Here is a 22,533-nt window from a genome sequence, read left to right on the forward strand (position 1 = left end):
CCTTTTTCCTTCCACCCACTTCCCTGTCGAGGTCTCCATGTTCAGCTTCCAACGTCGCAACGTCCTGCGCGCCGGCGCCGCCGCTTCCCTGGCCGGCCTGAGCCCCCTGGCTTTCAGCCAGGGCAAGGAGCCGATCCGCATCGGCATCCTGATTCCGCTGACCGGTGCGACCAGCCAGTTCGGCGCCACCATGAGCCTGGCGGCCAAGGCCGCTGCCGAGGAGATCAACGCGGCCGGCGGCGTGAACGGCCGCAAGGTCGAGGTGGTGATCGAGGACGACCAGAGCAATCCGGAAGCCGCGGTGCGCGCCGCGCGCAAGCTGATCGACATCGACAAGTGCGTGTCGATCGGCGGCTCCTACGCGTCGGCGGTGACCTCGGCCATCGCGCCGCTGTGCTGGGAAGGCAAGGTGGTGCTCGAGACCTCGTCGGGCGCCGACAGCATCACCAGGCTGCCGCACCAGGGCTATGTGTTCCGCACCTCGCCCACCACCAGCCTGCAGGGCACGCGCGTGGGCGACTTCGCGGTGGAGCTGGGCGCCAAGCGCATGTTCTTCATGGGTCCGCAGGCACCGTTCGCGCAGTCCTATATCGACACCATCTCGGCCATCGTGGCCAAATCCGGCGGCACGGGCTCGGGCCTCATCTACGAAGACAAGAAGGCGAGCTACCGCTCCGAAGTGGACCAGGCGCTGCGCTTCAAGCCCGACGTGATCGTGTTCGGCGGCTACGTGCCCGACACCGCGGTGGTGCTGAAGGACCTCTACCGCGCGGGCTACGACGGCCGGCGCATCGGTCTGTCGTTCGGCGTGAACCAGAAGCTGATCGAGGCGGTGCCGGCCGAAGTCTGCGAAGGCACTTATTCGCTGGTGCCGTCGGCCGCCGAAGGCTCCAGCGCCTACAAGCGCCTGGTGGCCAAGCTCAAGGTGCCGGGGCTCGACAGCTACAGCTGCCAGGTCTACGACCACGTGGTGATGACCGCGCTGGCGCTGGCCTCCGCGCCGAACGCGGCGCCCAACGGCACCACGGTGCGCGACCACCTGCGCAACGTCACCCAGTCGGCGCAAGGCAAGCTGGTCGACAGCCCTGCCGACGGCCTGAAGGCGCTGGCCGCCGGCACGACCGTCAACTACGACGGCGCGAGCGGCCCGCTCGAGTTCGCCGACAACGGCGACGTGAAGGGTGTTTTCTTCCGCTACGAACAGGCCCAGAAGGGCGCGCTCGTGGTGACCAAGGTCGCCTGATCCCGCGCAGCCGTCGAACAAAGGACTCGTGATGCTCCTGGAACTGATCCAGCTCATCGTCAACGGCCTGGTGATGGGCGCGGTGATCGCGTTGCCGGCACTGGGCCTGACCCTGATCTTCAGCGTGCTCGGCTTCATCAACTTCAGCATCGCGGCCCAGATGAGCATCGGCGCGTTCGCCGGCTGGCTGGTGAACACCCAGCTGCACTGGCCCCTGCTGCCGGTGTTGCTGGTGGCTTTCGTGGTGGCCGGGCTGATCGGCGTGGCCAGCGACCGCGTGGCCCTGGCGCCGATGCGCAAGCGGCCTTCGTCGCACATGGCGCTGATGGTCGCGATCGTGTCGATCGCGCTCAACCTGGCGCTGGAGAACGCGTTGCGCTTCGGCTTCGGCAGCGGGCTCAACAGCTTCGAGATGCCGATCGCGCGCGACGTGGTGATCGGCGAGATCCGCATCGGCCCGCAGCAGATGCACAACCTGGGCATCGCGCTGCTGGTGGCGGTGCTGCTGGCGGCGTTCTTCACGGTGACCCGTGTGGGCAAGGCGATGCGCGCGGTGGCCGACAACCCGGATCTCGCGCGGCTGAAGGGCATCGATCCGGCGAAGCTGTCCAACCTCGCGACCTTCATCGGCATGGGGCTGGCGGGCATCGGCGGCGCGTTGCTGGCGATCGACACCAGCGTCGATCCGTCGACCGGCGCGCGGCTGCTGCTGATCATCTTCTCGGCCAGCGTGGTCGGCGGGCTGACCAGCCTCGGCGGCGCGGTGCTGGGGGCGCTGCTGGTGGGCGTGGCGGCCGAGGTGTCGCTGCTGGCGATCGCGCCGGTGTACCAGTCGGCCGTGGCCTTCGTCGCCATCCTGGCGGTGCTTCTCATCCGGCCTTCGGGCCTTTTCGCCGGCACGGCCGGGGTGCGCAAATGACGTCTTACCTGGTCTTCATGCTGACGCTGGCGGGCGTCTATGCGCTGATGTCGCTCGGGCTGGTCACCATCTGGGGGCAGGGCGGCATGGTCAACCTGGGCCTGGTCGGTTTCTTCGCGGTGGGCGCGTACGCGTCGGCGCTGCTGTCGCAGTCGGGCGTGCCGATCGGCTTCACGCTGCTGGTCGGCGCACTGGTCGCGGGGCTGGTGGGCGTGGCGCTGTCCTTCGTGACCCGGCCCCTGCGCGGGGACTACCTGGCCATCGTGACGCTGGGCTTCGCCGAGGTGATCCGGCTGGTGGCCACCAACGAGAAATGGCTCACCGGCGGCAGCGACGGGCTGGCGGGTATCCGCTCGCCCCTGAAGCCGGAGCTGGGCGCCTGGCATCCCTACTTCTACCTGCTGTTGGTATGGGCCTTCGCCGGCGTCGCGGCGCTGCTGCTGACCCGGCTGCTGCGTTCGCCCTATGGCCGCGCATTGCGCGCAGTGCGTGACGACGAACAGGTGGCGGCCGTGGCCGGCAAGCCGGTGCTGCAGCTCAAGCTCAAGACCTTCTTCTTGGGCTCGGCCCTGACCGGGCTCGCCGGCGGGCTCTACGCCCATCTCACCAGCTACATCGCGCCGGACGGTTTCGTGCCGCTGCTCACGATCTACATCTTCCTGGCGGCGACGGCCGGGGGGTACACGCGGGTGGTCGGGGCCATCGTGGGTTCGGTCGCGGTGGTGGTGCTGCTCGAAGGCACGCGTTTCATCGCGGCGACGGTACCGGGATTGAACGCGGTGCAGGTGGCGTCGGCACGCGAGTTCGTGATTGCCGTGGGCCTGATCGCGATCATGCATCTGCGGCCCGAGGGGCTGTTCCAGAGCGTGAACCAGTCGGCCGCCGCGGAGCCGGCTTCGGCGCCCGGAACCGCATCGGCCGAAGCCTCTGCCGAGCCGGTAGGCAGCACGGCTTGACGCCGGCCGGGCCGCTTTCGGCGTCTCAGCCAGCTGCGGACGACGGCTCGGGCGATGTCACGCTGCCGGCCAGCGCCACGATGCCCAGCACCATCACCAGGGCGCCGTAGGTTTCGGACGTGGCCAGCAGGCCAAAATGGCCGATGGCCGCACCGGCGGCCAGGGCCGGCAGGCTGAAGGCGAAGTAGCTCACCACGAGAAAAGCCGCCATCAGCGAGGCCCGCTCGGCGGGAAGCGCGCGGGCCATGGCGGTGCGCATGGCGGCGGTGAAGCCGACGCCGAAGCCGAGCCCGGCGACCACGCTGCCGGCGAAGAACAGGAACGCCGACGACAGCTCGGTCGACAGCAGCACCACGGCAACGCCGGCCGTCAGCGTCGTGGAGCCGATGCGCATCAGCTGTTGTGCGGCGCGGTGGCGCAGCAGCAGCGAGCCCATCGCGCCGCTGCAGGTGAGGGCCGCGATCATCACGCCGCCCGCGACGGGGCTCTGCCAGCCGGTGACCTGGCGCGCCAGCGTGGGGCCGAGCGACAGGAAGAAACCGCCGAGCGCCCAGCACGCGACGTCGATCGGCAGCACGCGAAGGAAGTTGTGCCGCGAGGTCGCCGGCACGGCCAGCCGGGGCCGCATCGAGCCGAGCAGGCCGGGGCGGGCGACGACGGTTTCCGGCAGGCGGCGCGCGCGCCAGCCCAGTACGGCCAGCACCACGCTGACGAGCAGGTAGACCAGCCGTGTCGGCGCCGGCGCGTGGGCGGCCATGACGCTGCTGATCAGCGCCCCGGCGCCCAGGCCCAGCAGCGGTGCGGCCGTGTTGATCAGCGGCGCGCGTTGGCGGTCCAGGTCGGCCAGGCCCGCGCCCAGCACGCTGAAGGCCACGCCGGTCGCCGCGCCCTGCACCAGTCGCGCGGCGACGAGCCAGCCGACGGAATCGGCGCCGAGAAACAGCAGCATCGACGCCAGCTCCACCACGATGGCGCCCAGCACCACCGGGCGGCGGCCGAGGTGGTCGGACAGTGGCGCCAGGGTCAGCAGCGTGAGCAACATGCTGATCACATAGACGGCGAAGACGGCGGTGAGCGTGGCGGGCGAAAACCCCCATTCGGCCCGGTAGATCGCATACAGCGGCGAAGGCACGCTCGACGCGGCGGTGAAGGCGAAGAGGAGCAATGCCTTCAGGCGAAGCGCGGAATTGGAGGAGAGGGTGGACGCCATGGGGGTCTTTAAAGCAAATTTTGTGCTTTAAGGATTGTGCGCCTCTTCTGTCGCTAACGCAATTTATTTGCTTTAATACCGACCCATGACGCCAAAAACCGGAATCAGGACGGGTGGACGCAGCGCGCGGGTGCAATCGGCCGTGCACGACGCCGCGAACGCGCTGCTGCAGTCCGAAGGTCGTGCAGCATTGACCGTGCCCATGATTGCAGCGCGTGCCGGCGTGACGCCGTCGACCATCTACCGGCGCTGGGGGGATCTGGCCGCGCTGCTGTCCGACGTCGCTGCCGCCCGCCTGAGCCCGGAGAACGAGGCGCCGGACACCGGCAATTTTCGCGACGACCTGTTGACCTGGGCAGAACTCTTCGTCGAGGAGATGGGGTCGGAGCCCGGGCTGGCGCTGGTGCGCGACGTGGTCTGCGGAGGTCACACCGTCGAGGGCATGGCGCCGTGCATGGTGTTCACCGCCGGGCAGATCACGCGCATGGTGGAACATGCGGCTGCCCGCGGCGAACCCACGCCATCGGTCGAATACATCGTGGACCGGGTGGCGGCGCCGGTTGTTTATCGGCTGCTGATGGGTGCCTACACCGATGTCGACGTCGCCTACGCCCGGCGCCTAGCCACCGCCTGCCTGGCCGACTGGCGGCCGGGCGCGTAGTGGCATGGGCGCCGGGAGGCGGCCGGGCTCAGTCGCCGAGGATCACCTTCAGGATCTTCTCGTTGCTGTTGTTGGGAATGCTGTCCTTGTCCCCGGTGTTGGTGGTGGTGAGCCACAGGCCGCCGTCACGCGTCGGCTCGACGGTGCGCAACCGGCCGTAGGTGCCCATGAAGAGCTCCTGCACGTTGGTCAGGCTGTTGCCGCTGATTACCTCGCGATAGAGCCGGTTGCCGCGCAGGCAGGCCACGTACAACACGTCGCGCACGATGGCGATGCCGCTGCAGGAGCCGTTGGCGGTGGTGTAGGTGTAGGCAGGAGCGATGAAGCCCGGCGTGGAGCAGCCGCCCGCGGACTGCGACACCGTGCCTTCGCAGGCCGGCCAGCCGTAGTTGCCGCCCTTGACGATGAGGTTGGTCTCGTCCTGCGTGCTGTTGCCGAACTCCTGCTGCCACAGCCGCCCCTGCGAGTCGAAGGCCAGGCCCTGCGGGTTGCGGTGGCCGTAGCTCCACACGGCGTTGCCGAAGGGGTTGTCGGCCGGCACGGTGCCGTCGGAGTTGATGCGCAGGATCTTGCCGTTCAGGTTGCTCACGTTCTGGGCGTAGGAGCCGTTCTGGGCATCGCCCGTGCTGGCGTAGAGCTTGCCGTCCGGCCCGAAGCGCAGCCGTCCACCGTTGTGGTACTTGTTGCGGCCGATTCCGGCCAACAGCACCTGCAGCGTAGAGCTGTCCAGACGGCCGTTCAGGTAGCGGATACGCACGATGCGGTTGTCGGTGGGCGTGGTGTAGTAGACGTAGATCCAGGTGTCGGAGCCCGGAAACGCGGTGGTGACCGCCAGGCCGAGCAGACCGCCTTCGCCGTCGGTGCTGACCGCGTTGGGCACCGTGCCGAGATTGGTCTTGGTGCCGGTAGCCGGATCGAGGCGGATCAGGTCGTGCGCATCGCGCCGGCTGTAGATGACGGTGCCGTCGGGCAGGGCGATCAGGCCCCAGGGAACGTCGGTCTCGGTGGCGACCTGCTCGACCGAGCAGACCGCATTGCTGCAGGAGCCGCCGGTGCTTACGCTTAGCGTGGCGCTCCGGGCGGAGCTGTTGCCCTGCCCATCACGGGCCGTGATGGCGTAGCGGTAGGTGGTTCGGGGGGCGAGGCCGCTGTCGACGAAGCGCAGGTTCGGACTGCTGCCCACCTTTTGCTCGTTGCGGTAGATGTCGTAGGCGGTTACTGCCACGTTGTCGGTCGATGCGACCCAGGTGAGCGTGGCCGTGGTGCCGGCGACGGTGCCGCGCAGACCGGTGGGAACCGAGGGCGCAGTGCCGTCGACCGCACATGGCGGCACGGCCACGCTAAGTGTCGCGCTGGCCTGCGAGACGTTGCCGGCCGCGTCGCGGGCGTTCACATAGAGGCCCCAGGTGACGCCGGGGGTGACGTTCAACACGGTGCGCAGCGTGGAGCCATTGACCGACACCATCAGCTGCCCATCGTGATAGACATCGTAGAAGGCGACTCCGACGTTGTCCGACGACGCTGCCCACGACAGCGTGAGTGACCGGCAGGCCATGCCACTGACGGACAGATACCGAGGCACCGTCGGCGAGACGGTGTCGGTGGGCGCTGCTGCGGACCAGCGCTGGCTGCCCTTGTCGGCGCAGGCTGCGATCTGAAGCGGCGTGCCGGCTCGGGTGGAGGCTCCTGCCACGTCCAGGCAAAGTCCGGACTGCAGGCCACGGATCGAGCCGTCACTCATCTGCCGCCACTGCTGGTTGGTCTGGCCATTGCAGGTGTAGGAAATGACGGGGGTGCCGGCCGCGGTGCGCCCCTGGAAGGCGTCAAGACAGCGTGTGCCGCCGAAGACGCGCAGTTCGCCTTTGGCCGTCAGCTCCCACTGCTGGTTTGCACCACCATTGCAGCCCCAAATGACGACGGGCGCGCCCGGCGATTGGTTGTTGTCCTTCACATCGAGGCAGGCGCTTCCCCAAAGGGTTTTGAGCGGCGTCGTCGCCGCTTGCGCGGTAATCGGTGACAGTAACAATAGCGTAGTTGAAATTACTGCTGTTACTAATAAAAATACCCACTTGACCACTGTTTTATACATCACACATTCCCGTTAATGGCGCGCGAATTTTATGTCTTTGGTCATTATCGTGATCGCCCGTTCTCCCTGACGCATTTGCAAGAAAATATTTGCAAAGTGAAAATTAACTTCGCGTGGTTTTCTGCGTGCTGTAGGACTGGCGCTCGACGCCGACCCGGATATCGCCTATCCCGATAGCAAAAAAATCTTGGTATTGGTGTCGGTCAACGCGGCTAGGTGCCAGATTTCAAAAGAATCAGCCGTTGGCAGGGTTTGCGGCTTGGGAGGCCGTATGGGAATTCGGAGCGGTGTCGGCAGACCACCCGCGATCACGCGAGCCTAGGCCTACACACGACGTCGCCCAATGCGCCGTTGAAACGGCGGCCGGATGCGCGTATGCGGGGTCGGTACCCGGGCGTCCTATGGTCACCCGGCGGTCCGATGAGCATGCAGCCTGCGGCGCGGTCGCCGGCCTGCCAGGCGTGAGGTAAAACCGACCAGCCCGAGGCCCGCCAGCAGCATCGGCAGCACGTCAGGCTCCGGCACCGGCGAGGTCAACACCGTGACGGATACGTCGTCCATCATGTAATAGCCCGGGTCATGCCGAACCGTGAAGCGCAGCTCGGTGAGCCTCGATGTCGCGACGCCGGTAAATGCGTAACTGCGCGATTCGAAGTAATCGGAGTCGCCTGTCTTCAAATAGCTGATTCCGTTCCAGGCGAAATCGAAGGAGTTGGGTGTTCCTCCCTGATTTTCGAGCAGGAAGCCGAATCGATAGGTCTGGCCGGGAATGGTGGCTATTTTTTGGAATATTCCACCTGTGGTCCCGACGGCGCCGAGGAAGGCGACATTGGCGAGCGAAACGAAGGTCGAGTCCCGGTCTCCGAACTGTGTCCACCCCGTGAAATTGCCGGATTCGAACCCGCCGTTCCTAACCAGTTCTACAGCGGCATGCGTTACAGGAGCGATGCCGAATATGGCGCCGGCCAAAATTAATCTGCCGCAGGCGGATTTCACCATGATAATTACCCGATCGAATAACAGGCTTCTGCGAATATCGACGCAGTGTTGGCATGTTGTTTTGGGCGGGCAATAGTCCGATAAGCCTAACCGTGACGCGTGACGTCGAACGATCCAGTCGATTCGCGCACGAAGCGCCGTTTTAACGGCTGATTCGATCGGATTGCATATCACCGACCATGATGGCCGCCCGGGCGGCGTGGAGCGCCTGCACGATCGCACGCATTTCCACGCGGGCGAACGCGAGCGCGATGGCCTGCGCCGGATGGCCTCCCGCGCAGTGGTGAACGGAGATCCGGTCGCATCCGGTCACGATGTCGATGCGGGCCTGCCAGCAATCATCGAGGTAGACGGCTCGGGGAAACAGCGTGGTGCCATGAACGTGGAGCGGAAAGTGCATGGCGTAAGTGTCTGTCGCTGCACATTTTTTGATTGGCGCCAAAAGGCCGGAAATTCCAGCCTGTTCAGCGAAATGCCGCCGCGAGCGTTCCGGTGGATGCGCTCGCTCCCCTGGCCAAGTCGGTCAGGCCAGCTTTGGCTTGCGCCAGCGGCGCTGGTGCCAGCTCCAGAGCTGCGGAAAGTCCAGGATCTGGCGTTCGGTGAGGCGTACGAGGCGGTGCACGTCGGATTCCAGCGTCTCCTGGCCGACCGCGACCGGCTCGTCGATCCGGAACTTCCATTGCGGCCAGGCAGCCGTGGTCACCACCGGCAGCAGGGGCGCACGTGCTGCCCGGGCGAGCTGGGCCGGGCCGGTGGGCATCGGCACGGTCTTGCCGAGAAAACGCTCCATCAGCCCGTCCTTGGCCTCCCGAACACCCTGATCCATCATGATGAAGACGATGCGGCCCTGCTTGAGGGCCGACAGCATCTGGCCGTAGGCGCGCAGGCCGGTGTTGGCGAGGATGCCCTCGATGCCGTAGCGCTCCAGGCCTTCCTGCACGAAGCCGGCCGACATCATCCGTGCCTCGCGATAGACCACGCTGACCGCCCAGCCGGCGCGGGCCAGCTTGACGGTGAGCAGGGCCGCGTTGCCGGCGTGGGTGGCCAGCAGAATCGCGCCCCGGCCGCCCGCCATGGCGGTACGGAGCCGGTCGAGCCCGTCGATCTCGCAGCGCCCGGCGAGCATGGCTTCGTCTTGGTGCCGGTCGAACATGGCCAGAATTTCCAGCACCGCTGCGTTGTTGACCTGGTAGGCCTCGCGCAGCAGCGGCCCGGTTTCGCGTTCGGAGCGTCCCAGGGCATGCGCCATGTGCTGCTGGATGCGTCGGCGCTGCCGTCGTGCGAAATGAAACTGGATCAGGCCGGTGAGCCGGCCGATGAGCCGGACCTGGCCGAAACCCACCACCCGCAGCAGCGAGCGCAGGCCGACGAAGAGGCCGCGGCGTCGGGCGCGGCGCAGGCGCCGGCCGAGATCGGGGTGGCCTTCGGGCTGGCTCATGCGGGGCGGGCGGTCTGTGGGTCGAGCTCGGCTACCTGGCCGTCGGCCAGGCGCAGTACGCGGTCCGCGGCCTGGATCATGCGTTCCTGGTGGGCCACCGCGATGATGGTCAGGCTGCCCTTGAGGCGGCGCACGGTTTCGATGACGGCCGTCTGCGCATCGCTGTCGAGGCTGCTGGTGGCTTCGTCGAGCACCAGCAGGCGCGGCTTGTGGACCAGTGCGCGGGCGATGGCGATGCGCTGGCGCTGGCCGCCGGAAAGCCGCGAGCCGCCTTCACCGACCAGGGTCTGCAGGCCCTCGGGCAGAGCGTCGACGAAGTCGAGCGCGTCGGCGGCCTGCAGGGCGGCGCGCAGGTCGGCGTCGGTCACGCCTTTTTCGCCCAGGGCGAGGTTGTAGGCGATGGTGTCGTTGACCAGCACCGACTCTTGCGGCACGTAGCCGACCTGGCGGCGCCAGTCGCGGGTGGACAGCTCTCCCATGGGCACGTCGTCGATGGCGATGGTGCCGGCGTCGGGCTGGTGCAGGCCGACGACGAGGTCGAGCAGCGTGGTCTTGCCGGCACCCGAAGGCCCGACGATGACGGTCAGTTCGTAGGCGGCGATGCGCAAGCAAGCGTGGTCGAGGATGAGCCGGCCGTCGCCGTGGCGAAAGCGCACCTGGTCGAAGGTGATGGCTTTCGACATCTGGGTGCGCTGGCTGCCGCCCTGGGGTTCGACCTCGTTGCGGGCGAGGGAGATGGAGTCGATGAGCGACCAGTAGGCGCTTTCGCGCACCACGATCTGCTGGTAGGCGCGCTGGCTTTTCGAGAGATAGCTCACCACCCGCGCCAGCAGGAAGAGCATGACGAGCACCGAGGCGAGCGGCATCTTCAGCACCGACAGGCTCAGGAAAAAGCCGGTGCCGACCATGATGGCCAGCAGCGGATCCTGCAGCGCGCCGAGCGCCTCGCGGCTGACGACCTGCTTGCGCATGGCGCGGCGCAGCTGCTTCATCTGGTCGGACAGCAGGGCGTCGACATGGTCTTCGCGGGCCATCGCCTTGAGCGGCTTGGCGGCGGCCAACTGGGCGCCGATGGTCGACAACAGCGAGGTGAGCAGGGTGGTCTGGTGCTGACCGGCGCGGCGCGAACTGCGGATCAGCGTGTGCAGCACGCCGAGCAGCAAAGCCCCGGCGATGCCGGCCGCGATGCCGGCCTGCAGCGAAATCGACAGGGCGATGCCCAGGTAGATGACCGAGTTGAGCACCATCGCGGCCATTTCGGCGCTGTACTGGAAGGCTTCGGATGCACGCTGCGCCTCGGTGGCGACCGCGTTGGAGAGACGGCCGGCCGATTGCTTGAGGTAGTAGCTCCAGCGTGCGCCCATCACGGTGCGGATGGCGCCCAGGCGCAAGTCGGTGGCGATATGCGCGACCGCGTAGCCGACCTGCTTGTTGGCCAACAGGGTCATGCCGGCCTTGAGGGCGATCAGCAGAATCGCCAGGCTCAGCAGCACCGGGGCGGTCGGCTGCAGTCCCAGATAACCGGCGACGCGGGTGGCGACCTGTTCCGGCAGCGAGGCCTTGTGGTTGGGTTCGGTAGTGGTCAGCGTGAGCATCGACAGCAGCATCGACATGCCCAGGCCGTCCATCAGGCCGGCGACGAACACCGCGATGAAGGCGGTCGCGCTACGGCCGGGGTAGGCCTGTGCGAAGGCGCGGATCATGGGGAAAGCCCCGCGTTCGCGGGGCTTGGTCAACATTTCTTGCGGCGCGGAAGTCATGAGGTGAAGAAGCGGAGGTTCGCGCCGCGACGCAGGGTGATCGTGGCCGAAGGATCGGTTTCGTAGGCCTCGCCGTCGAGCGAGTAACCGTGCAGCCCGGTGATCTCGGCCTGCGCGAAGCTGCCGCTGAGGTAGCCGGCAGACGCGTCCATGTCGGGCGAGAAGCGACCCGAGAGCAGCCGAGGCAGCCTGCGCCAGAAGGCGTTGGCGTGGCTCGCCACGGCAGTCAGCCGCATGCCGCCGGCCGCGCGGCTGACGTAGGGGTCGAACCATCCCTTGCGGTGCAGCAGGGTGGTGGCGACGAGCAGGGCGACCTTGCCTTCCATGGCTTGGCGGCCGGCGTCGGCGTTGAGCTGCAGCCGGGGAGCACTCAGGCCGGAGTGGCCGAGGAGGGCCTGGCCGATGATCTTGAGCAGTGCGGCGACGGTGCTCAGGTGACCGGTGCGCAGGGCGCCATGGCCGCTGGCACGGTGCTGGTGGGTGCGCCGGATCACGCCGTCGACCAAAGCCCCACCGATCCAGAACCCGTGCAGCGTGGGGGCGCCGGTCTGTTCGATGCGCAGAACGGCGCGCTCGGTGACGGCGTGCTCCCAGCGCTGGGTGGCGATCTTTTGCAGGGCGTCGTTCAGCAAAGCGATGGCTTTCCAGCCGGGTGTGAGGTCGGCTGCGATCAGGTTGGTGCGGCCGCCGGGCAGCACCAGCAGGTCGGGCAGCCAGGAGCCCGCGGGCAGGCTGGCGAGCTGGTCGATGATGGCGCGCACCGTGCCGTCACCGGCGAGGATGATGACCTGGGATTGCCGGCGCGCCAGGATGTTGTCGACCGCGCGCTCGAGGGTCTCAGGGCCGTCTACCGACACGATCTCCACGCCCTGGGCCGCCGCGATGTCGCGCGCGACCGAGGCCAGGCCGCGCGACGCGCGAAAACTCAGCGGGTTGACGATGAGGCAGGGCGGCGGCGCGGGTTGCGAAAGAATCGTTGTCTGCAGGGGCGCCGGGGTCGCGATGCCCGCGCTCAAGATCGGTTGGAGCGCGGCAGCCATGCGCGCATCGCCGACTCTTCGCGGCGCGTGTTGCGCGCCGATTGCCAGAGTTCGCCTACGACGGTGAAGAAGCTGTCGCGGTTGGTCAGTCGGTACGAAGCGTCGGCCGGCAGGTGCTGCATGAGGCGGCGGTGGGCCTCGTCCATGTTGTGGTACGGCAGGGCCGGAAACAGATGGTGCAGCGCGTGGTAGCGCAGGCCGACGGGGAAAAAGGCGACAGTGAGCCAGGTCTGGCCGGTGATGTTGATGGATTCCTCCACCTGCCCGGCGTGGTCCATCGGCGTGCCGTCGTTCACGTATTTGTGTGCGGCGAGGTTGCGCACCCAGTTCAGGCCGAGCGTGAAGGCCAGCAGCAGATAACCCATGAAGACCTGCCAGCCGGTGATGACGTCGAACGCCACCAGCATAGCCAGCGTGGCGAGGAAAGCGAAGCACAGGGCTTCGACGATCTTCAGGTGCTTGTCGAAGCGCTTGGGGAAGCGTTCGCTGTAGTAGGGGTTGGACACGGCCGCCGAGGCGCGGGTCAGCACCCAGTGGCGCAGTTTGGCGTTGAACCACGACAGCGGGCCGAGCACGCCGAAGCGCACCATCATGAACAGCGGCAGCAGCGGCGCCTGGGCCAGGTATTTGACGGTTTCACCGATCGGCGAGGAGCCCAGCGGCAGGTATTCGCCGTCGGTCGGGGTTCCGAAGCGGCGGTGGTTGTGGTGCTCGACGTGGTTGCTGTACATCACCCACGGCATCAGGAAGGGCACGCCCAGCAGGATGTTCCAGGCGCGCTTGAACCACACCATCTGGCCGCTCGGCATGTGCACGATTTCGTGGATGAAGGTGCCGGCACGAAAGAACAGGAAGGCCGCCAGGAGGAAGGCGCCGATCTGCAGGGCGCTCCAGGGAGTGGCCAGGAAGTACACCGCCGTCATGGCCCAGCCGATGCCGGCGCTCAGCAGGAAGTCCGTCCAGTAGATGGCGGGCGAGCGCTCGAGGAGGTCGTCGATGAGGCCTCGCGCCTGATCGCGCCACGCAAAATTTTGAGATGCAGGCCTCTTCGAAGCGAGACCCGATGAAGCTGACATGGACGTGGCTTTCAAAACGACGCGAAAAAAACGTAATTATCCAGGATAGCGTCTGCAAAAAAAACGTGCAGACCTCCGCAAATGGTGATTGACAGTTGCGGTTTGCCGACGAAATCAGAACGTGGAGTCGACCAGCGTCAGTTCAAGCGGTGCTTCGGAGGCGGCCGCGGTGAGGCGCACGCGCACCGGGGCGTAGTGGCGTGACGGGTCGAGCCAGACCTCTGCCTGGGTGTCGTCGGGGTCCGGCGCCTCGCGCACCCATTTCACGCTGTTGACCACACCGCCGGGCAGGCGGATGGTTTCCGGGCCGGCAGATTCGAATACCCAGTCGCTGGCGCGGCCTTTGGTGCCGACCACGAAAAGCGTCAGCTTGGTTCCGGCGCGTGCCCGCTTCGCGTCCGCCGTCAGGATGGCCGGCAGCTGGACCAGCCAGCTCAGGCGGTCCTGCGCGCCGGGCGGCAGGGCGATGTCTTCGTTGCGGGTGCCGGAGAACGAGATGCGCGTGTCGTCACGATCGAAGGTGACGTCGCGGTCGGACTTGCCGAGGCGATGCTCCGCATAGAGCGCCGGCGCGATTCCGGCATGGTCGAAGCCGCCGCGGCTCGCCCAGTTGAGCACGGTGAAGCCCGCGACGTAGCCCTTGAGGCTGGCTTCGTAGCTGTCGCCGGTCTTGGTCCAACGCATTTCACCGTGGCCGCGCACGCCACCGCGCTGGATCTGGTACTGCAGCGCGAAGGAGCGGGGAATGTTGGTGGAGTAGACCTTGGCGGCCGTGCGGATCTCGACGGGCGCGGATTCCGGCGCCGCGGATTCGCTCGTGGCGGGCGCGGCGTCCGGTGCGGCCAGCGCCATCGGTAGCGGACTGAGCAGGCCGAGGCAAAGCAGCAACCGCATCGCTTTGAAGAAGCGGCGGGCGTCAGTCACATCGGAAACAGAAAAGGGGGGGAACTTGGACATGGGCAGCGGCCGAGGCTACCGCAAGACACCACGTCTGCGCAGCCGCCAATAGATTGCCGGCGCAGCCAGAAGGGGGTGGCGCCGCTGGAATTCGGTGGGCTCGATGCGGTAGCCGCTGTGGCGTTCGACCTTCCAGGCGACGTAATCGGTGGCGTTGTCGAAGGTAAGGGCGGCCTTGAGCAGGCGCGCCAGGTTGAGCGGCCGGCCCAGGCGCTGGCGCCGCTGCCAGGCGGCTTCGGCGTGCGCGCGTTCGCTGGCGCTCAATTTCGGTTCCAGGCGCCCGTCGGGTTGCGGCACGAAGGCGATGCCGCCCGCCTGCCACGCCAGGGGCAGGAGCCGGCAATACCGGGTTTCCTCTCCGGCAAGCAGGTCGTTGGCCCGCCCGGCGCGCTCCACACGCACTTCTGCCGCATAGGTGCGCTGGTACAGCCTGCGCCAAAAGGTCGCGCCATCGGCTGATGCCGGCCCCAGGCGTGCGGCCCACTGGCTGGCGGCGACGACCGCGTCGCAGACGGCGTCGCGCATCGCCTCGAAAGACCTGGCGTCTCGCGCATGCACGCACTGGCAAGGCTGGGAAAAACGCGCCCACAGCGTGGTGTCGATCCGCTCGACCGACATCGCACGGCGGAACTGCGCCACGCTCATGACCGCGTACTTGGCCCGCAGGCCGTTCTGGCCAGCGGCCTGCGCGGATTGGTCCAGATAGCCGACGTTGGGCGGCAGCACCCGATTGGCCGCTGCGGCAAAGCGCGATGCGGGCCAGTCGGAGACTCGGTCGACCAGGATGTAGAAGTCGAGCACGCCGTCGAGATCGCCAGTGCGCAGCGACGAGCCGTAATAAAGCACCGCCGCCGCGCCGCCCCGCGCCCGCGCGGCCAGCCGTCGCGCCAGGGCCGCAACTGCGGGCGGCGCCTCGCGCTTCAGCTCGGCGTCTATCAGTGCGCGGAGCTCGACGGTCACTGCGGGCTGGCGAGCCAGGAACGCAGCGCGCCGCCGCGCTTGGCAGCTGCGGCCTGCACCAGCTGCACGGCATGCACGCCCAGGCAGAGCACGGTCCAGATGGCGACGGCGTAGATGCCGATATCCGGGCGGCTTCCGATGACCGAGGCGGTCAACAGCAGCAGGTTGGGATTGCGCCGTGCGGTGATCAAGCGGAACCAGCTGTCAAAGCGGCGCCAGACATGCATCTCGATGCCGAAGCAGGCGATGAAGACGCCTTCTTCCACCCGCTGCAGGATGTAGCCGGCGACGATCGCCACCAGTGCGGCGGTGGCGTATTGAAGCGGCAGACCGACGGCGGGCAGGCCGACGATCCACGCCCACCACCAGAAGGGCGGATGCACCAGGTCGATGGAGTGGTCGAAGAAATCGCCGAAGCGGGAGGACCGCAGCGTGACCCGCGCGAGCTTGCCGTCGACCGTGTCCAGGAAGGTCATGATCCAGGCCGCCACCAGGCCCCAGGCGTAGTGACCGGTCCAGAAAGCCCACATGGCGGCCAGCACCATCACCAGGCTGAGCGAGGTGACCTGGTTGGGCGTGATGCCGGCGTTGGCGCAGACCTTGGTCACGTAGCGCGCGGGGCGCGGCCAGGCATAGAGGGTGACGAGGTCGGTCACGCCCTTGTAGGCGCCGGCGAAGGTGCGGCGCTCGATGGCGGGCAGGTTGTCTTCGGTGAGACGCAGCAGGTAGGGCGGTTCGCGCTTGCGCAGCTTGTCGTTGTAGTTGTCGGCGATCTCCACCGCAGAAACTTCGTGGGCGTCGGCCGGTGCCTTGCCGGCGGCGAGCAGGGCCAGGGCGTCGGGCGTGCCTGCGGCGCCGACGCTCACCGCCACGATGTCGCCTTCGGGCGCCCGCAGCGCGACGTCGCTGGTGGAGCGGGCCAGGCCGCGCACCAGCGCTTCGTCGAAGATCCAGTCGGCGCGCAGCAGGATGCTGCGGTCGGCGGCGCCCACCATGGCATCGGCGTTGGCTCGCTTGAGCTGGCGCTGGATGCGTTCGGCGGAAGTCATGCCCCAGATGCTGACCGGGGATTCACCGACGACGGCCCCGGCGACGCGGAGAGGGGAGGTCTTGCCCGCGTTCACAGAGGCAGACAGCCGTGCCGGGCTTTGGTTTTTGGCATGATCGAAACTCGAGGGTCAGAAAAAAGCAGTGGGCGATTATCGATGAGCGGGTTTACTTTTGCGCACGTGTCCGACGTGCATCTTCCGTTCGAGCCCGTGTTGACCACGCGCCAACACTTTTCCAAGCGCCAGCTCAGCGCCTGGTCGTGGCAGCGGCGTCGTGCGCTGCACCGGCGCGAGATCGTCGACGCGCTGGCGGCCGACGTGCAGTCGCAGGCGGTCGACCACATTCTCATCACGGGCGACATCACCAATTTTTCGCTGCCGGGCGAGTTTCGGCAGGCGGCCGACTGGCTCGCCGGATTGGCGCCGCCAGACCGGCTGAGCCTGGTCCCTGGCAACCACGACGCCCTGGTGCCGATCGACGACGACGTGGGCCTGGGTTCTTGGTCGCGATGGACCCGGCTGGAGCAGGGCTGGCCCTTCGTGCACCGGCGTGGCGAGGTCGCGGTGATCGGGCTCAATTCGGCCCTGCCCACCGCGCCGCTGCTGGCGCGCGGCCGCCTGGGCGACGCGCAACTGGCGCGGCTGGAACAGGTGCTGACCGAGGAAGGCGAGGCCGGCCGCATTCGCGTGGTGATGCTGCATCATCCACCGGCGCGGGGCGCCATTCAGTGGCGCAAGGCGCTGGCCGATGCGGCTGGCCTGCGCGCCGTACTGAAGCGCGCAGGCGCCGAACTGGTCTTGCACGGCCACGCCCGCGACGCCCGCATGGATTCGGTGCCGGGGCCGCGCGAGCCGATTCCCTGCCTGTGCGTGCCCTCGTCGTCCGCCGTGCCCAATCCCAAGGACCAGGGCGCCATGTGGCATCGGCTGCACCTCACGCCGGCCCATGTGCCCGGCGGCCCGCAGCTACGGGTGGAGGTGCGCCGCTGGTCGGTCGAAACCGATGCCTTCGTCGACGACGGCGGCTACACGCTGGCGCTGCCACGCGGCTGATCCCCTCGGCGCAGGCGAGAATATCGCCTTTGTCAAAAAGTCACCCGACTCCACCCTGGATCTTTTCGCCGATGGGCAACGAGACTGAAACCAAGTTCGGCGACCCCGCCAATCGCCTGATGCAGACCGACTGCTGGACCCTGCTGCTGCGCCCCAAACAGCCGACGCTCGGCTCCCTGGTGCTGGTGTGCCGCGAGCCGGTGCAGGCCTTCTCCGACGTCAGCGAAAAAGCCTTCGTCGAGATGCGTTCGCTGGTGCGCGCCATCGAATCGGCGCTGCGCGACTTCGTCGGCTACGAGCGCATCAACTACCTGATGCTGATGATGGTCGACCCCGACGTGCATTTCCACGTCATCCCTCGCTACGAAGGCGCCCGTGATTTTTCGGGCGTGGCGTTCGCCGATGCCGGCTGGCCCGGCCCGCCGGCACTCGACAGCGCAGTCGCGCTCGACGACGCCACCCGCGCCGCGTTGCTGGCCCGGCTGCGCGAAAGCCTCAAGGCCCACGCCGCCTAGGACTGCGCCGGATGCGCCTGCTTCCCCTCGATCGCCTGGATCGCTACGCGCTTCGCATGTTCGCCGTGCCCTTGCTGACGGCCATGGCGACCATGTTGGTGGCGACCATGCTGCAGCGCCTGCTGCGCCTGTTCGATATTGCGGCGTCCACGGGGGCCGCGCTGTCGGGCGTGCTCCTGATGGCGGCCGACCTGGTGCCGCACTACCTCGGGCTGGCGCTGCCGGTGGCGTTCACCGCGGCCACCTTCATGGCCGCCACGCGCATGAACGACGACTCCGAACTCGACGCCATGCTGGCCAGCGGCCGGTCCATCGCGCGGGTGGCGGCGCCTTATTTCATGCTGGCGGTGCTGCTGAGCATCTTCAATTTCTACCTGTTCGGCCACATGCAGCCGCTGGCGCGCTACGACTACCACGTCAAGATGGATGTGGCGCTGCAGACCAACTGGGATGCGCGTGTCGAGGAAAACCGCTTCGTCGACATCGCGCATGGTTTCAGCTTCAGCGCCGACAGTGTCGACGACGGCGGACGCCGCTTCAAGGGCGTGTTCCTGTCCAAGCGGGTCGGCGGCACCGAAGAGATCACCACCGCGGCCTCGGGCCAGCTCGAAAGCGCCCTCGGCGGCGCGGGCCTGCTCATGCGCCTGCACGACGGCCTGCGCATGCGCGAAACCGCCACCGGCGAAGTCACCACCACGCGGTTCGTCGACGGCTTCTTCCGCGACATGCTGCCCCACGGCGAGCCCTTCCGCCCGCGCGGCGACACCGCCAGCGAACGCACCATGCCCGAACTCTGGCAGGCCATGTGCAGCACCTGCGACCAGGCCTGGGCGGCCGAATTCCACAGCCGGCTGGCGCGTTCGCTGATCCCGCCGCTGCTGCCGCTGCTGGCCCTGCCGCTGGGCATGGCCTCCAAGCGCGGCAAGCGCACGCCCGGCGTCATCTTCGCGTCGCTGTCGCTGCTGCTGCTCAACCACGCGCTGCAGTTCGGCAAGAGCCTGGCCGAGAGCGGCCGGGTGCATGCGGCAGTCGCCGTGTGGACGCCCTTCGTGCTGTTCGCGCTGATGAGCCTCTGGATCTTCCGCGGCAGCCTCGCCTGGCCGGGTGACAACCCGGTGACCCGCGCCGTGCTGGCTTTCGAGAGCCTGCTCGACCGCGCGCGTCCGCGCCGTACCGCCAAGGCCGTGTCATGACCCGTGGCATGCCCGCTTATTTCCGGCAGCGTGTGGGCTCGCAGATCCTGGTGCTGCTGCTGGTCATCACCGCCCTGATGCAGCTGCTGGAGCTGCTCGACGTCACCACCGACGTGCTCAAGCGCGACCTCGGCGTGCTCGGCATCCTGTACTACGGCGCGTTGCGTGTGCCGGCCGACATCGTCACCGCGCTGCCGCCGGCCGTGCTCATCGGCACGCTGCTGGCGCTGAGCTCGATGGCGCGCAATCTCGAGATCGTCACCATGCGCGCGGCAGGCGTCGGCATGTCGCGCATGCTGGCCTACCTGCTGCCGGTGGGGCTGGCGCTGGCCATCGGCCAGTTCGCGCTGACGGAACTGGTGCTGCCCGGCGCCGACAACCAGCTCAAGACCTGGTGGAGCGCCAGCGCACCCGATGACGACACGCCGACGCGCCTCTGGGCCCACACCAAGGGCGGCACGGTGTCCATGGACCGCATCAGCCCCGACGCCCACGAGCTCATGGGCGTGCGCCTCTACGTGCGCAATGCCGAAGGCCTGATGGTCGACCGGGTGGTGGCCACACGGGCGCTCTGGGACGGCAAGGCCTGGCAGCTGCAGGGCGTGACCGAGATCGGTGTCTCGGCCGAGAAGATCGTCCGCACCCATGTGGCCGATCGCGAGTGGGACACCAATCTGCGTCCCGACGACGTACTGCGGCTCGACGTTGACCGGCCCAACCTGTCGACCATGATGCTCGCCCAGGTCATCGAAGGCACCCGCGCCGGCACCCTGCCGCACCGCTACTACGAAACGGTGCTGTACCGCTCGTTCGCCGCGCCGCTGGGCATCTTCGTGATGTTGCTGCTGGCCTTGCCCACCGCCGCCGTGCTGCCGCGTTCCGGTGGCGGCGGGCGCGCCATGGGCATCGCACTGGTGCTCGGTCTTCTTTTTCTTTTGTGCGACGGCATGATCGCCGCGCTCGGCACCAGCTCCCGCTGGCCGCCGGCGGTGATCGCCCTCGCTGCCCCGGTGCTGTTCGCGGCCATCGGCCTTTTGCAACTGCACTCCTGCGAGCGCATATGAATTTCTGGATTGACACGACGGCCGCCGCCCGCGCGCAGGCCCTGTTCGGCGTTCCGCCGATCGAGCGGCTCAAACGCAGCGTCGGCAAGCTCGCGGCCGGCACGCGGGTATTGCTGTCGGGCACCGACGACGGCAAGACCGACTGGCCGAACGCCATCGTCGACGCCGACCCCGCCGCGCTCGGCGCCCGGCTGCGCAAGGCGCTGGCCAACGGCCCGCTGGTGGCGGTCGACGGCGGCAACGCCATCGACCCGCGGCTGGTCGCCTTTCTGTTGGCCAGCACTGCCCCTTGCATCGCATCGCGGGGGGAGGGCGCCCGCCGGGCCGTGGCGCTCTACCTGCAGCCCTCGCTCGCCGATGCGATACCGGCCGACGCGCAGGACCTGGGCGCGGTTGCCGACGCGCTGGCAGCCGCCGGCCTGGTCGCGCCGGTGGACGAAACCGCGTTTCCCGCTTACGTGAACAAGCTGCGGCGTACGCTGCCGTACTGGATCTACGCGGTGAACACGCCCCAGGTTCGCCGCGAGCTCGAAAAGACCATGTTCTGGGACAACTACAAAGGCTCGACCGACCTGTTGACGCGCTGGGTGTACCCGCCGCTCGTCTGGCAGCTCACGCGCCTGTGTACCCGCTGGCGTGTGCATCCCAATACGGTGACGGTGATCTCCATCATCCTCACCATCGCAGCGGTGCCGCTGTTCGCGCAGGGCGATTTCTTCTGGGGCTTCGTCTGCGCCTACGGCATGAGCGTGCTCGACAGCGTGGACGGCAAGATCGCCCGCGTCACGCTCACCGACTCGGCCATCGGCAACGTGCTCGACCACGGCGTCGACATCGTGCATCCGCCGTTCTGGTATTTCGCCTGGGCTTGGGGCCTGGGCGCCCACAGTTCGGCCGACCCCCTCTACCAGGCCGCGCTCTGGCTCATCTTCTTCTACGTGGCCGACCGCATCGTGCTGGGCATCGCCAAGGCACGGCTCGGCTTCGCACTGCATGCCGCCACCCGGCTCGACGGCCGGGTGCGCAGCTTCATCGCCCGACGCAACATCACCATGACCATCATGGCGGTCGCGTTGGCGATCGGTGCCGGCCCGGCCGGTTTCTACATCGTCACCGCGTGGCAGGGTCTTACTTTCGGATGGCACGCCGTCCGCACAATCTGGGTAGGATTTCTGGCTCGCACCAAAGCCCGTCCGACAGCCTGATGAACCCTATCGAAATCATTCCGGTGCGCACACCGGCCGAACTGACCCGCTTCATCAAGCTCCCGGCTCAGATCCATGCGCAGGATCCGAACTTCGTCACCCAGCTGACGATGGAGCGACAGGAGGCGCTGTCACCCAAGAAGAACCCTTATTTCGCGCACGCCGAAACGCAGTTCTGGCTGGCGCGCCGCGACGGCCGTGATGTCGGTCGCATCAGCGCGCAGATCGACAAGCTGGTCCAGGATCCGGAGATCGGCCACTTCGGCATGATCTGCGCGATCGACGACGCCGACGTGTTCGCCGCACTGTTCGCCGCCGCCGAAGCCTGGCTGGCCGCACGCGGCAAGACCCGCGTTATCGGACCCTTCAACCTGTCGATCAACGAAGAAACCGGCCTGCTCGTCGACGGCTTCGACACGCCGCCGATGATGCTCATGCCGCACGACGCGCCCTACGCCGGGGCGCGGGTCGAGGCCCAGGGTTACGCCAAGGCCAAGGATCTCATCGCCTACCTCTACGACATCGAGCATGAGCTGCCCGCAGCGGCCCGCCGCATGATCGGCCCGCGCAAGCCGGCGGCACTCACCGTGCGCAACCTCGACACCAGCCGCTACATCGAGGAGTTCGACACCGTCACCGCGATCTTCAACGACGCCTGGTCGCAGAACTGGGGTTTCATCCCCTTCACCAAGGCCGAGATCGCGCACATGGCCAAGAGCCTGAAGATGTTCATCGACCCCAAGTGCGTGGCCATCGTCGAACTCAACGGCAAGGCGGTCGGCTTCGGCATCGCGCTGCCCAATCTCAACGAAATGATCGCGGACTTCGGCGGCGCGCTTTTCCCCTTCAACTGGGCCAAGCTGCTGCTGCGCCTGAAGCGCGGCACCAAGACCGCCCGCGTGCCGCTGATGGGCATCAGCCGCAGCATCAGTGGCGAGCTCGCCGGCGCCATCGCGCCCTTCCTGGCGATCGACACCATGCGCCAGGGCTTGCGCGCCAAGGGCGTGAAGCAGGTCGAGCTGTCTTGGATCCTGGAAGACAACCGGCCGATGCGTCACATCATCGAATCGCTCGGTGCCGATCCGTACAAGACCTACCGGGTCTACGAAAAGCGCCTGGACGGTGCCGGCGCGGGCTCCGTCTGAC

21 protein-coding genes are annotated in these 22,533 nt (G+C 67.5%); 10 read left to right on the forward strand and 11 right to left on the reverse strand.

What is annotated here, in order from left to right; translation table 11 throughout:
* Positions 1-37: 37 nt before the first annotated feature.
* The 3 genes from R9X41_RS10010 to R9X41_RS10020 are packed head-to-tail and all read left to right on the forward strand — an operon-like array spanning position 38 to position 3,118.
* The gene (locus R9X41_RS10010) at positions 38-1,243 is read left to right on the forward strand and encodes an ABC transporter substrate-binding protein (protein WP_318634715.1); all 1,206 of its coding nucleotides are present in this window, start codon (positions 38-40) and stop codon (positions 1,241-1,243) included.
* Positions 1,244-1,274: 31 nt separating this feature from the next.
* On the forward strand, positions 1,275-2,162 hold the full coding sequence (locus R9X41_RS10015) for a branched-chain amino acid ABC transporter permease (protein ID WP_318634716.1): 888 nt from the start codon (positions 1,275-1,277) through the stop codon (positions 2,160-2,162).
* Positions 2,159-3,118, forward strand: coding sequence for a branched-chain amino acid ABC transporter permease (locus tag R9X41_RS10020; RefSeq protein WP_318634717.1), 960 nt, complete (start codon positions 2,159-2,161; stop codon positions 3,116-3,118). Before R9X41_RS10015 ends, R9X41_RS10020 begins: the two co-directional genes overlap by 4 nt.
* Before the next feature lie 25 nt (positions 3,119-3,143).
* Here R9X41_RS10020 and R9X41_RS10025 read toward each other — a convergent pair whose 3' ends face one another.
* The gene (locus R9X41_RS10025; RefSeq protein WP_318634718.1) at positions 3,144-4,328 is read right to left on the reverse strand and encodes an MFS transporter; all 1,185 of its coding nucleotides are present in this window, start codon (positions 4,326-4,328) and stop codon (positions 3,144-3,146) included.
* Positions 4,329-4,413: 85 nt separating this feature from the next.
* On the opposite strand from R9X41_RS10025, the gene R9X41_RS10030 reads away from it, so the two are divergent.
* Positions 4,414-4,989, forward strand: coding sequence for a TetR/AcrR family transcriptional regulator (locus tag R9X41_RS10030; protein ID WP_318634719.1), 576 nt, complete (start codon positions 4,414-4,416; stop codon positions 4,987-4,989).
* 28 nt (positions 4,990-5,017) lie between these two features.
* Here R9X41_RS10030 and R9X41_RS10035 read toward each other — a convergent pair whose 3' ends face one another.
* The 10 genes from R9X41_RS10035 to R9X41_RS10080 form a co-directional block, all read right to left on the reverse strand.
* Complete coding sequence (locus R9X41_RS10035) at positions 5,018-6,940, reverse strand: PQQ-dependent sugar dehydrogenase (protein ID WP_318634720.1); 1,923 nt, start codon at positions 6,938-6,940, stop codon at positions 5,018-5,020.
* 543 nt (positions 6,941-7,483) lie between these two features.
* Complete coding sequence (locus R9X41_RS10040; protein WP_318634721.1) at positions 7,484-8,077, reverse strand: PEP-CTERM sorting domain-containing protein; 594 nt, start codon at positions 8,075-8,077, stop codon at positions 7,484-7,486.
* Positions 8,078-8,219: 142 nt separating this feature from the next.
* Positions 8,220-8,477, reverse strand: a complete 258-nt coding sequence (locus tag R9X41_RS10045; protein ID WP_318634722.1) for a hypothetical protein — start codon at positions 8,475-8,477, stop codon at positions 8,220-8,222.
* Between the two features lie 123 nt (positions 8,478-8,600).
* Positions 8,601-9,515, reverse strand: a complete 915-nt coding sequence (locus R9X41_RS10050) for a lysophospholipid acyltransferase family protein (RefSeq protein ID WP_318634723.1) — start codon at positions 9,513-9,515, stop codon at positions 8,601-8,603.
* Positions 9,512-11,254, reverse strand: coding sequence for an ABC transporter ATP-binding protein (locus tag R9X41_RS10055; RefSeq protein WP_318634724.1), 1,743 nt, complete (start codon positions 11,252-11,254; stop codon positions 9,512-9,514). Before R9X41_RS10055 ends, R9X41_RS10050 begins: the two co-directional genes overlap by 4 nt.
* Before the next feature lie 17 nt (positions 11,255-11,271).
* The gene (locus tag R9X41_RS10060; RefSeq protein WP_318634725.1) at positions 11,272-12,315 is read right to left on the reverse strand and encodes a diacylglycerol kinase family protein; all 1,044 of its coding nucleotides are present in this window, start codon (positions 12,313-12,315) and stop codon (positions 11,272-11,274) included.
* Positions 12,288-13,391 carry a fatty acid desaturase family protein gene (locus tag R9X41_RS10065; protein WP_318634726.1) on the reverse strand — a complete coding sequence of 368 codons (1,104 nt, stop codon included), beginning with the start codon at positions 13,389-13,391 and terminating at the stop codon, positions 12,288-12,290. The genes R9X41_RS10060 and R9X41_RS10065 overlap by 28 nt, the downstream gene beginning before the upstream one ends.
* Before the next feature lie 114 nt (positions 13,392-13,505).
* Complete coding sequence (locus R9X41_RS10070; RefSeq protein ID WP_318634727.1) at positions 13,506-14,348, reverse strand: DUF3108 domain-containing protein; 843 nt, start codon at positions 14,346-14,348, stop codon at positions 13,506-13,508.
* 15 nt (positions 14,349-14,363) lie between these two features.
* Positions 14,364-15,308 (reverse strand): hypothetical protein, encoded by a 945-nt coding sequence (locus R9X41_RS10075; RefSeq protein ID WP_318634728.1) that lies wholly within the window; start codon positions 15,306-15,308, stop codon positions 14,364-14,366.
* On the reverse strand, positions 15,305-16,357 hold the full coding sequence (locus R9X41_RS10080; protein WP_318634729.1) for a CDP-alcohol phosphatidyltransferase family protein: 1,053 nt from the start codon (positions 16,355-16,357) through the stop codon (positions 15,305-15,307). Before R9X41_RS10080 ends, R9X41_RS10075 begins: the two co-directional genes overlap by 4 nt.
* Before the next feature lie 210 nt (positions 16,358-16,567).
* On the opposite strand from R9X41_RS10080, the gene R9X41_RS10085 reads away from it, so the two are divergent.
* The 6 genes from R9X41_RS10085 to R9X41_RS10110 all read left to right on the forward strand — a co-directional run bounded on the left by R9X41_RS10085 (position 16,568) and on the right by R9X41_RS10110 (position 22,532).
* Entirely contained in the window at positions 16,568-17,410 is an 843-nt protein-coding gene (locus R9X41_RS10085; protein ID WP_318634730.1) for a metallophosphoesterase family protein, read from the forward strand.
* 71 nt (positions 17,411-17,481) lie between these two features.
* Positions 17,482-17,925: an HIT family protein gene (locus R9X41_RS10090; RefSeq protein ID WP_318634731.1), complete on the forward strand. Its 444-nt coding sequence runs from the start codon at positions 17,482-17,484 to the stop codon at positions 17,923-17,925.
* An 11-nt stretch (positions 17,926-17,936) separates the two neighbouring features.
* Positions 17,937-19,118, forward strand: a complete 1,182-nt coding sequence (locus R9X41_RS10095) for an LptF/LptG family permease (RefSeq protein WP_318634732.1) — start codon at positions 17,937-17,939, stop codon at positions 19,116-19,118.
* An 8-nt stretch (positions 19,119-19,126) separates the two neighbouring features.
* Positions 19,127-20,182, forward strand: coding sequence for an LptF/LptG family permease (locus R9X41_RS10100; RefSeq protein WP_318634733.1), 1,056 nt, complete (start codon positions 19,127-19,129; stop codon positions 20,180-20,182).
* Positions 20,179-21,387 carry a CDP-alcohol phosphatidyltransferase family protein gene (locus R9X41_RS10105; protein WP_318634734.1) on the forward strand — a complete coding sequence of 403 codons (1,209 nt, stop codon included), beginning with the start codon at positions 20,179-20,181 and terminating at the stop codon, positions 21,385-21,387. Before R9X41_RS10100 ends, R9X41_RS10105 begins: the two co-directional genes overlap by 4 nt.
* Entirely contained in the window at positions 21,387-22,532 is a 1,146-nt protein-coding gene (locus R9X41_RS10110; RefSeq protein WP_318634735.1) for a dATP pyrophosphohydrolase, read from the forward strand. Before R9X41_RS10105 ends, R9X41_RS10110 begins: the two co-directional genes overlap by 1 nt.
* The last annotated feature ends 1 nt before the right edge of the window (position 22,533 follow it).

Origin of the sequence: Xylophilus sp. GOD-11R (assembly GCF_033546935.1) — a bacterium.
Classification (GTDB): Bacteria; Pseudomonadota; Gammaproteobacteria; order Burkholderiales; family Burkholderiaceae_C; genus Xylophilus.

Coding starts and splice junctions, on each gene's coding strand:
- R9X41_RS10010 (WP_318634715.1), top strand. CDS start 38: ATGTTCAGCTTCCAACGTCGCAACGTCCTGCGCGCCGGCGCCGCCGCT.
- R9X41_RS10015 (WP_318634716.1), top strand. CDS start 1,275: ATGCTCCTGGAACTGATCCAGCTCATCGTCAACGGCCTGGTGATGGGC.
- R9X41_RS10020 (WP_318634717.1), top strand. CDS start 2,159: ATGACGTCTTACCTGGTCTTCATGCTGACGCTGGCGGGCGTCTATGCG.
- R9X41_RS10025 (WP_318634718.1), bottom strand. CDS start 4,328: ATGGCGTCCACCCTCTCCTCCAATTCCGCGCTTCGCCTGAAGGCATTG.
- R9X41_RS10030 (WP_318634719.1), top strand. CDS start 4,414: ATGACGCCAAAAACCGGAATCAGGACGGGTGGACGCAGCGCGCGGGTG.
- R9X41_RS10040 (WP_318634721.1), bottom strand. CDS start 8,077: ATGGTGAAATCCGCCTGCGGCAGATTAATTTTGGCCGGCGCCATATTC.
- R9X41_RS10045 (WP_318634722.1), bottom strand. CDS start 8,477: ATGCACTTTCCGCTCCACGTTCATGGCACCACGCTGTTTCCCCGAGCC.
- R9X41_RS10050 (WP_318634723.1), bottom strand. CDS start 9,515: ATGAGCCAGCCCGAAGGCCACCCCGATCTCGGCCGGCGCCTGCGCCGC.
- R9X41_RS10055 (WP_318634724.1), bottom strand. CDS start 11,254: ATGTTGACCAAGCCCCGCGAACGCGGGGCTTTCCCCATGATCCGCGCC.
- R9X41_RS10060 (WP_318634725.1), bottom strand. CDS start 12,315: ATGGCTGCCGCGCTCCAACCGATCTTGAGCGCGGGCATCGCGACCCCG.
- R9X41_RS10065 (WP_318634726.1), bottom strand. CDS start 13,391: ATGTCAGCTTCATCGGGTCTCGCTTCGAAGAGGCCTGCATCTCAAAAT.
- R9X41_RS10070 (WP_318634727.1), bottom strand. CDS start 14,348: ATGTCCAAGTTCCCCCCCTTTTCTGTTTCCGATGTGACTGACGCCCGC.
- R9X41_RS10080 (WP_318634729.1), bottom strand. CDS start 16,357: ATGACTTCCGCCGAACGCATCCAGCGCCAGCTCAAGCGAGCCAACGCC.
- R9X41_RS10090 (WP_318634731.1), top strand. CDS start 17,482: ATGGGCAACGAGACTGAAACCAAGTTCGGCGACCCCGCCAATCGCCTG.
- R9X41_RS10095 (WP_318634732.1), top strand. CDS start 17,937: ATGCGCCTGCTTCCCCTCGATCGCCTGGATCGCTACGCGCTTCGCATG.
- R9X41_RS10100 (WP_318634733.1), top strand. CDS start 19,127: ATGCCCGCTTATTTCCGGCAGCGTGTGGGCTCGCAGATCCTGGTGCTG.
- R9X41_RS10105 (WP_318634734.1), top strand. CDS start 20,179: ATGAATTTCTGGATTGACACGACGGCCGCCGCCCGCGCGCAGGCCCTG.
- R9X41_RS10110 (WP_318634735.1), top strand. CDS start 21,387: ATGAACCCTATCGAAATCATTCCGGTGCGCACACCGGCCGAACTGACC.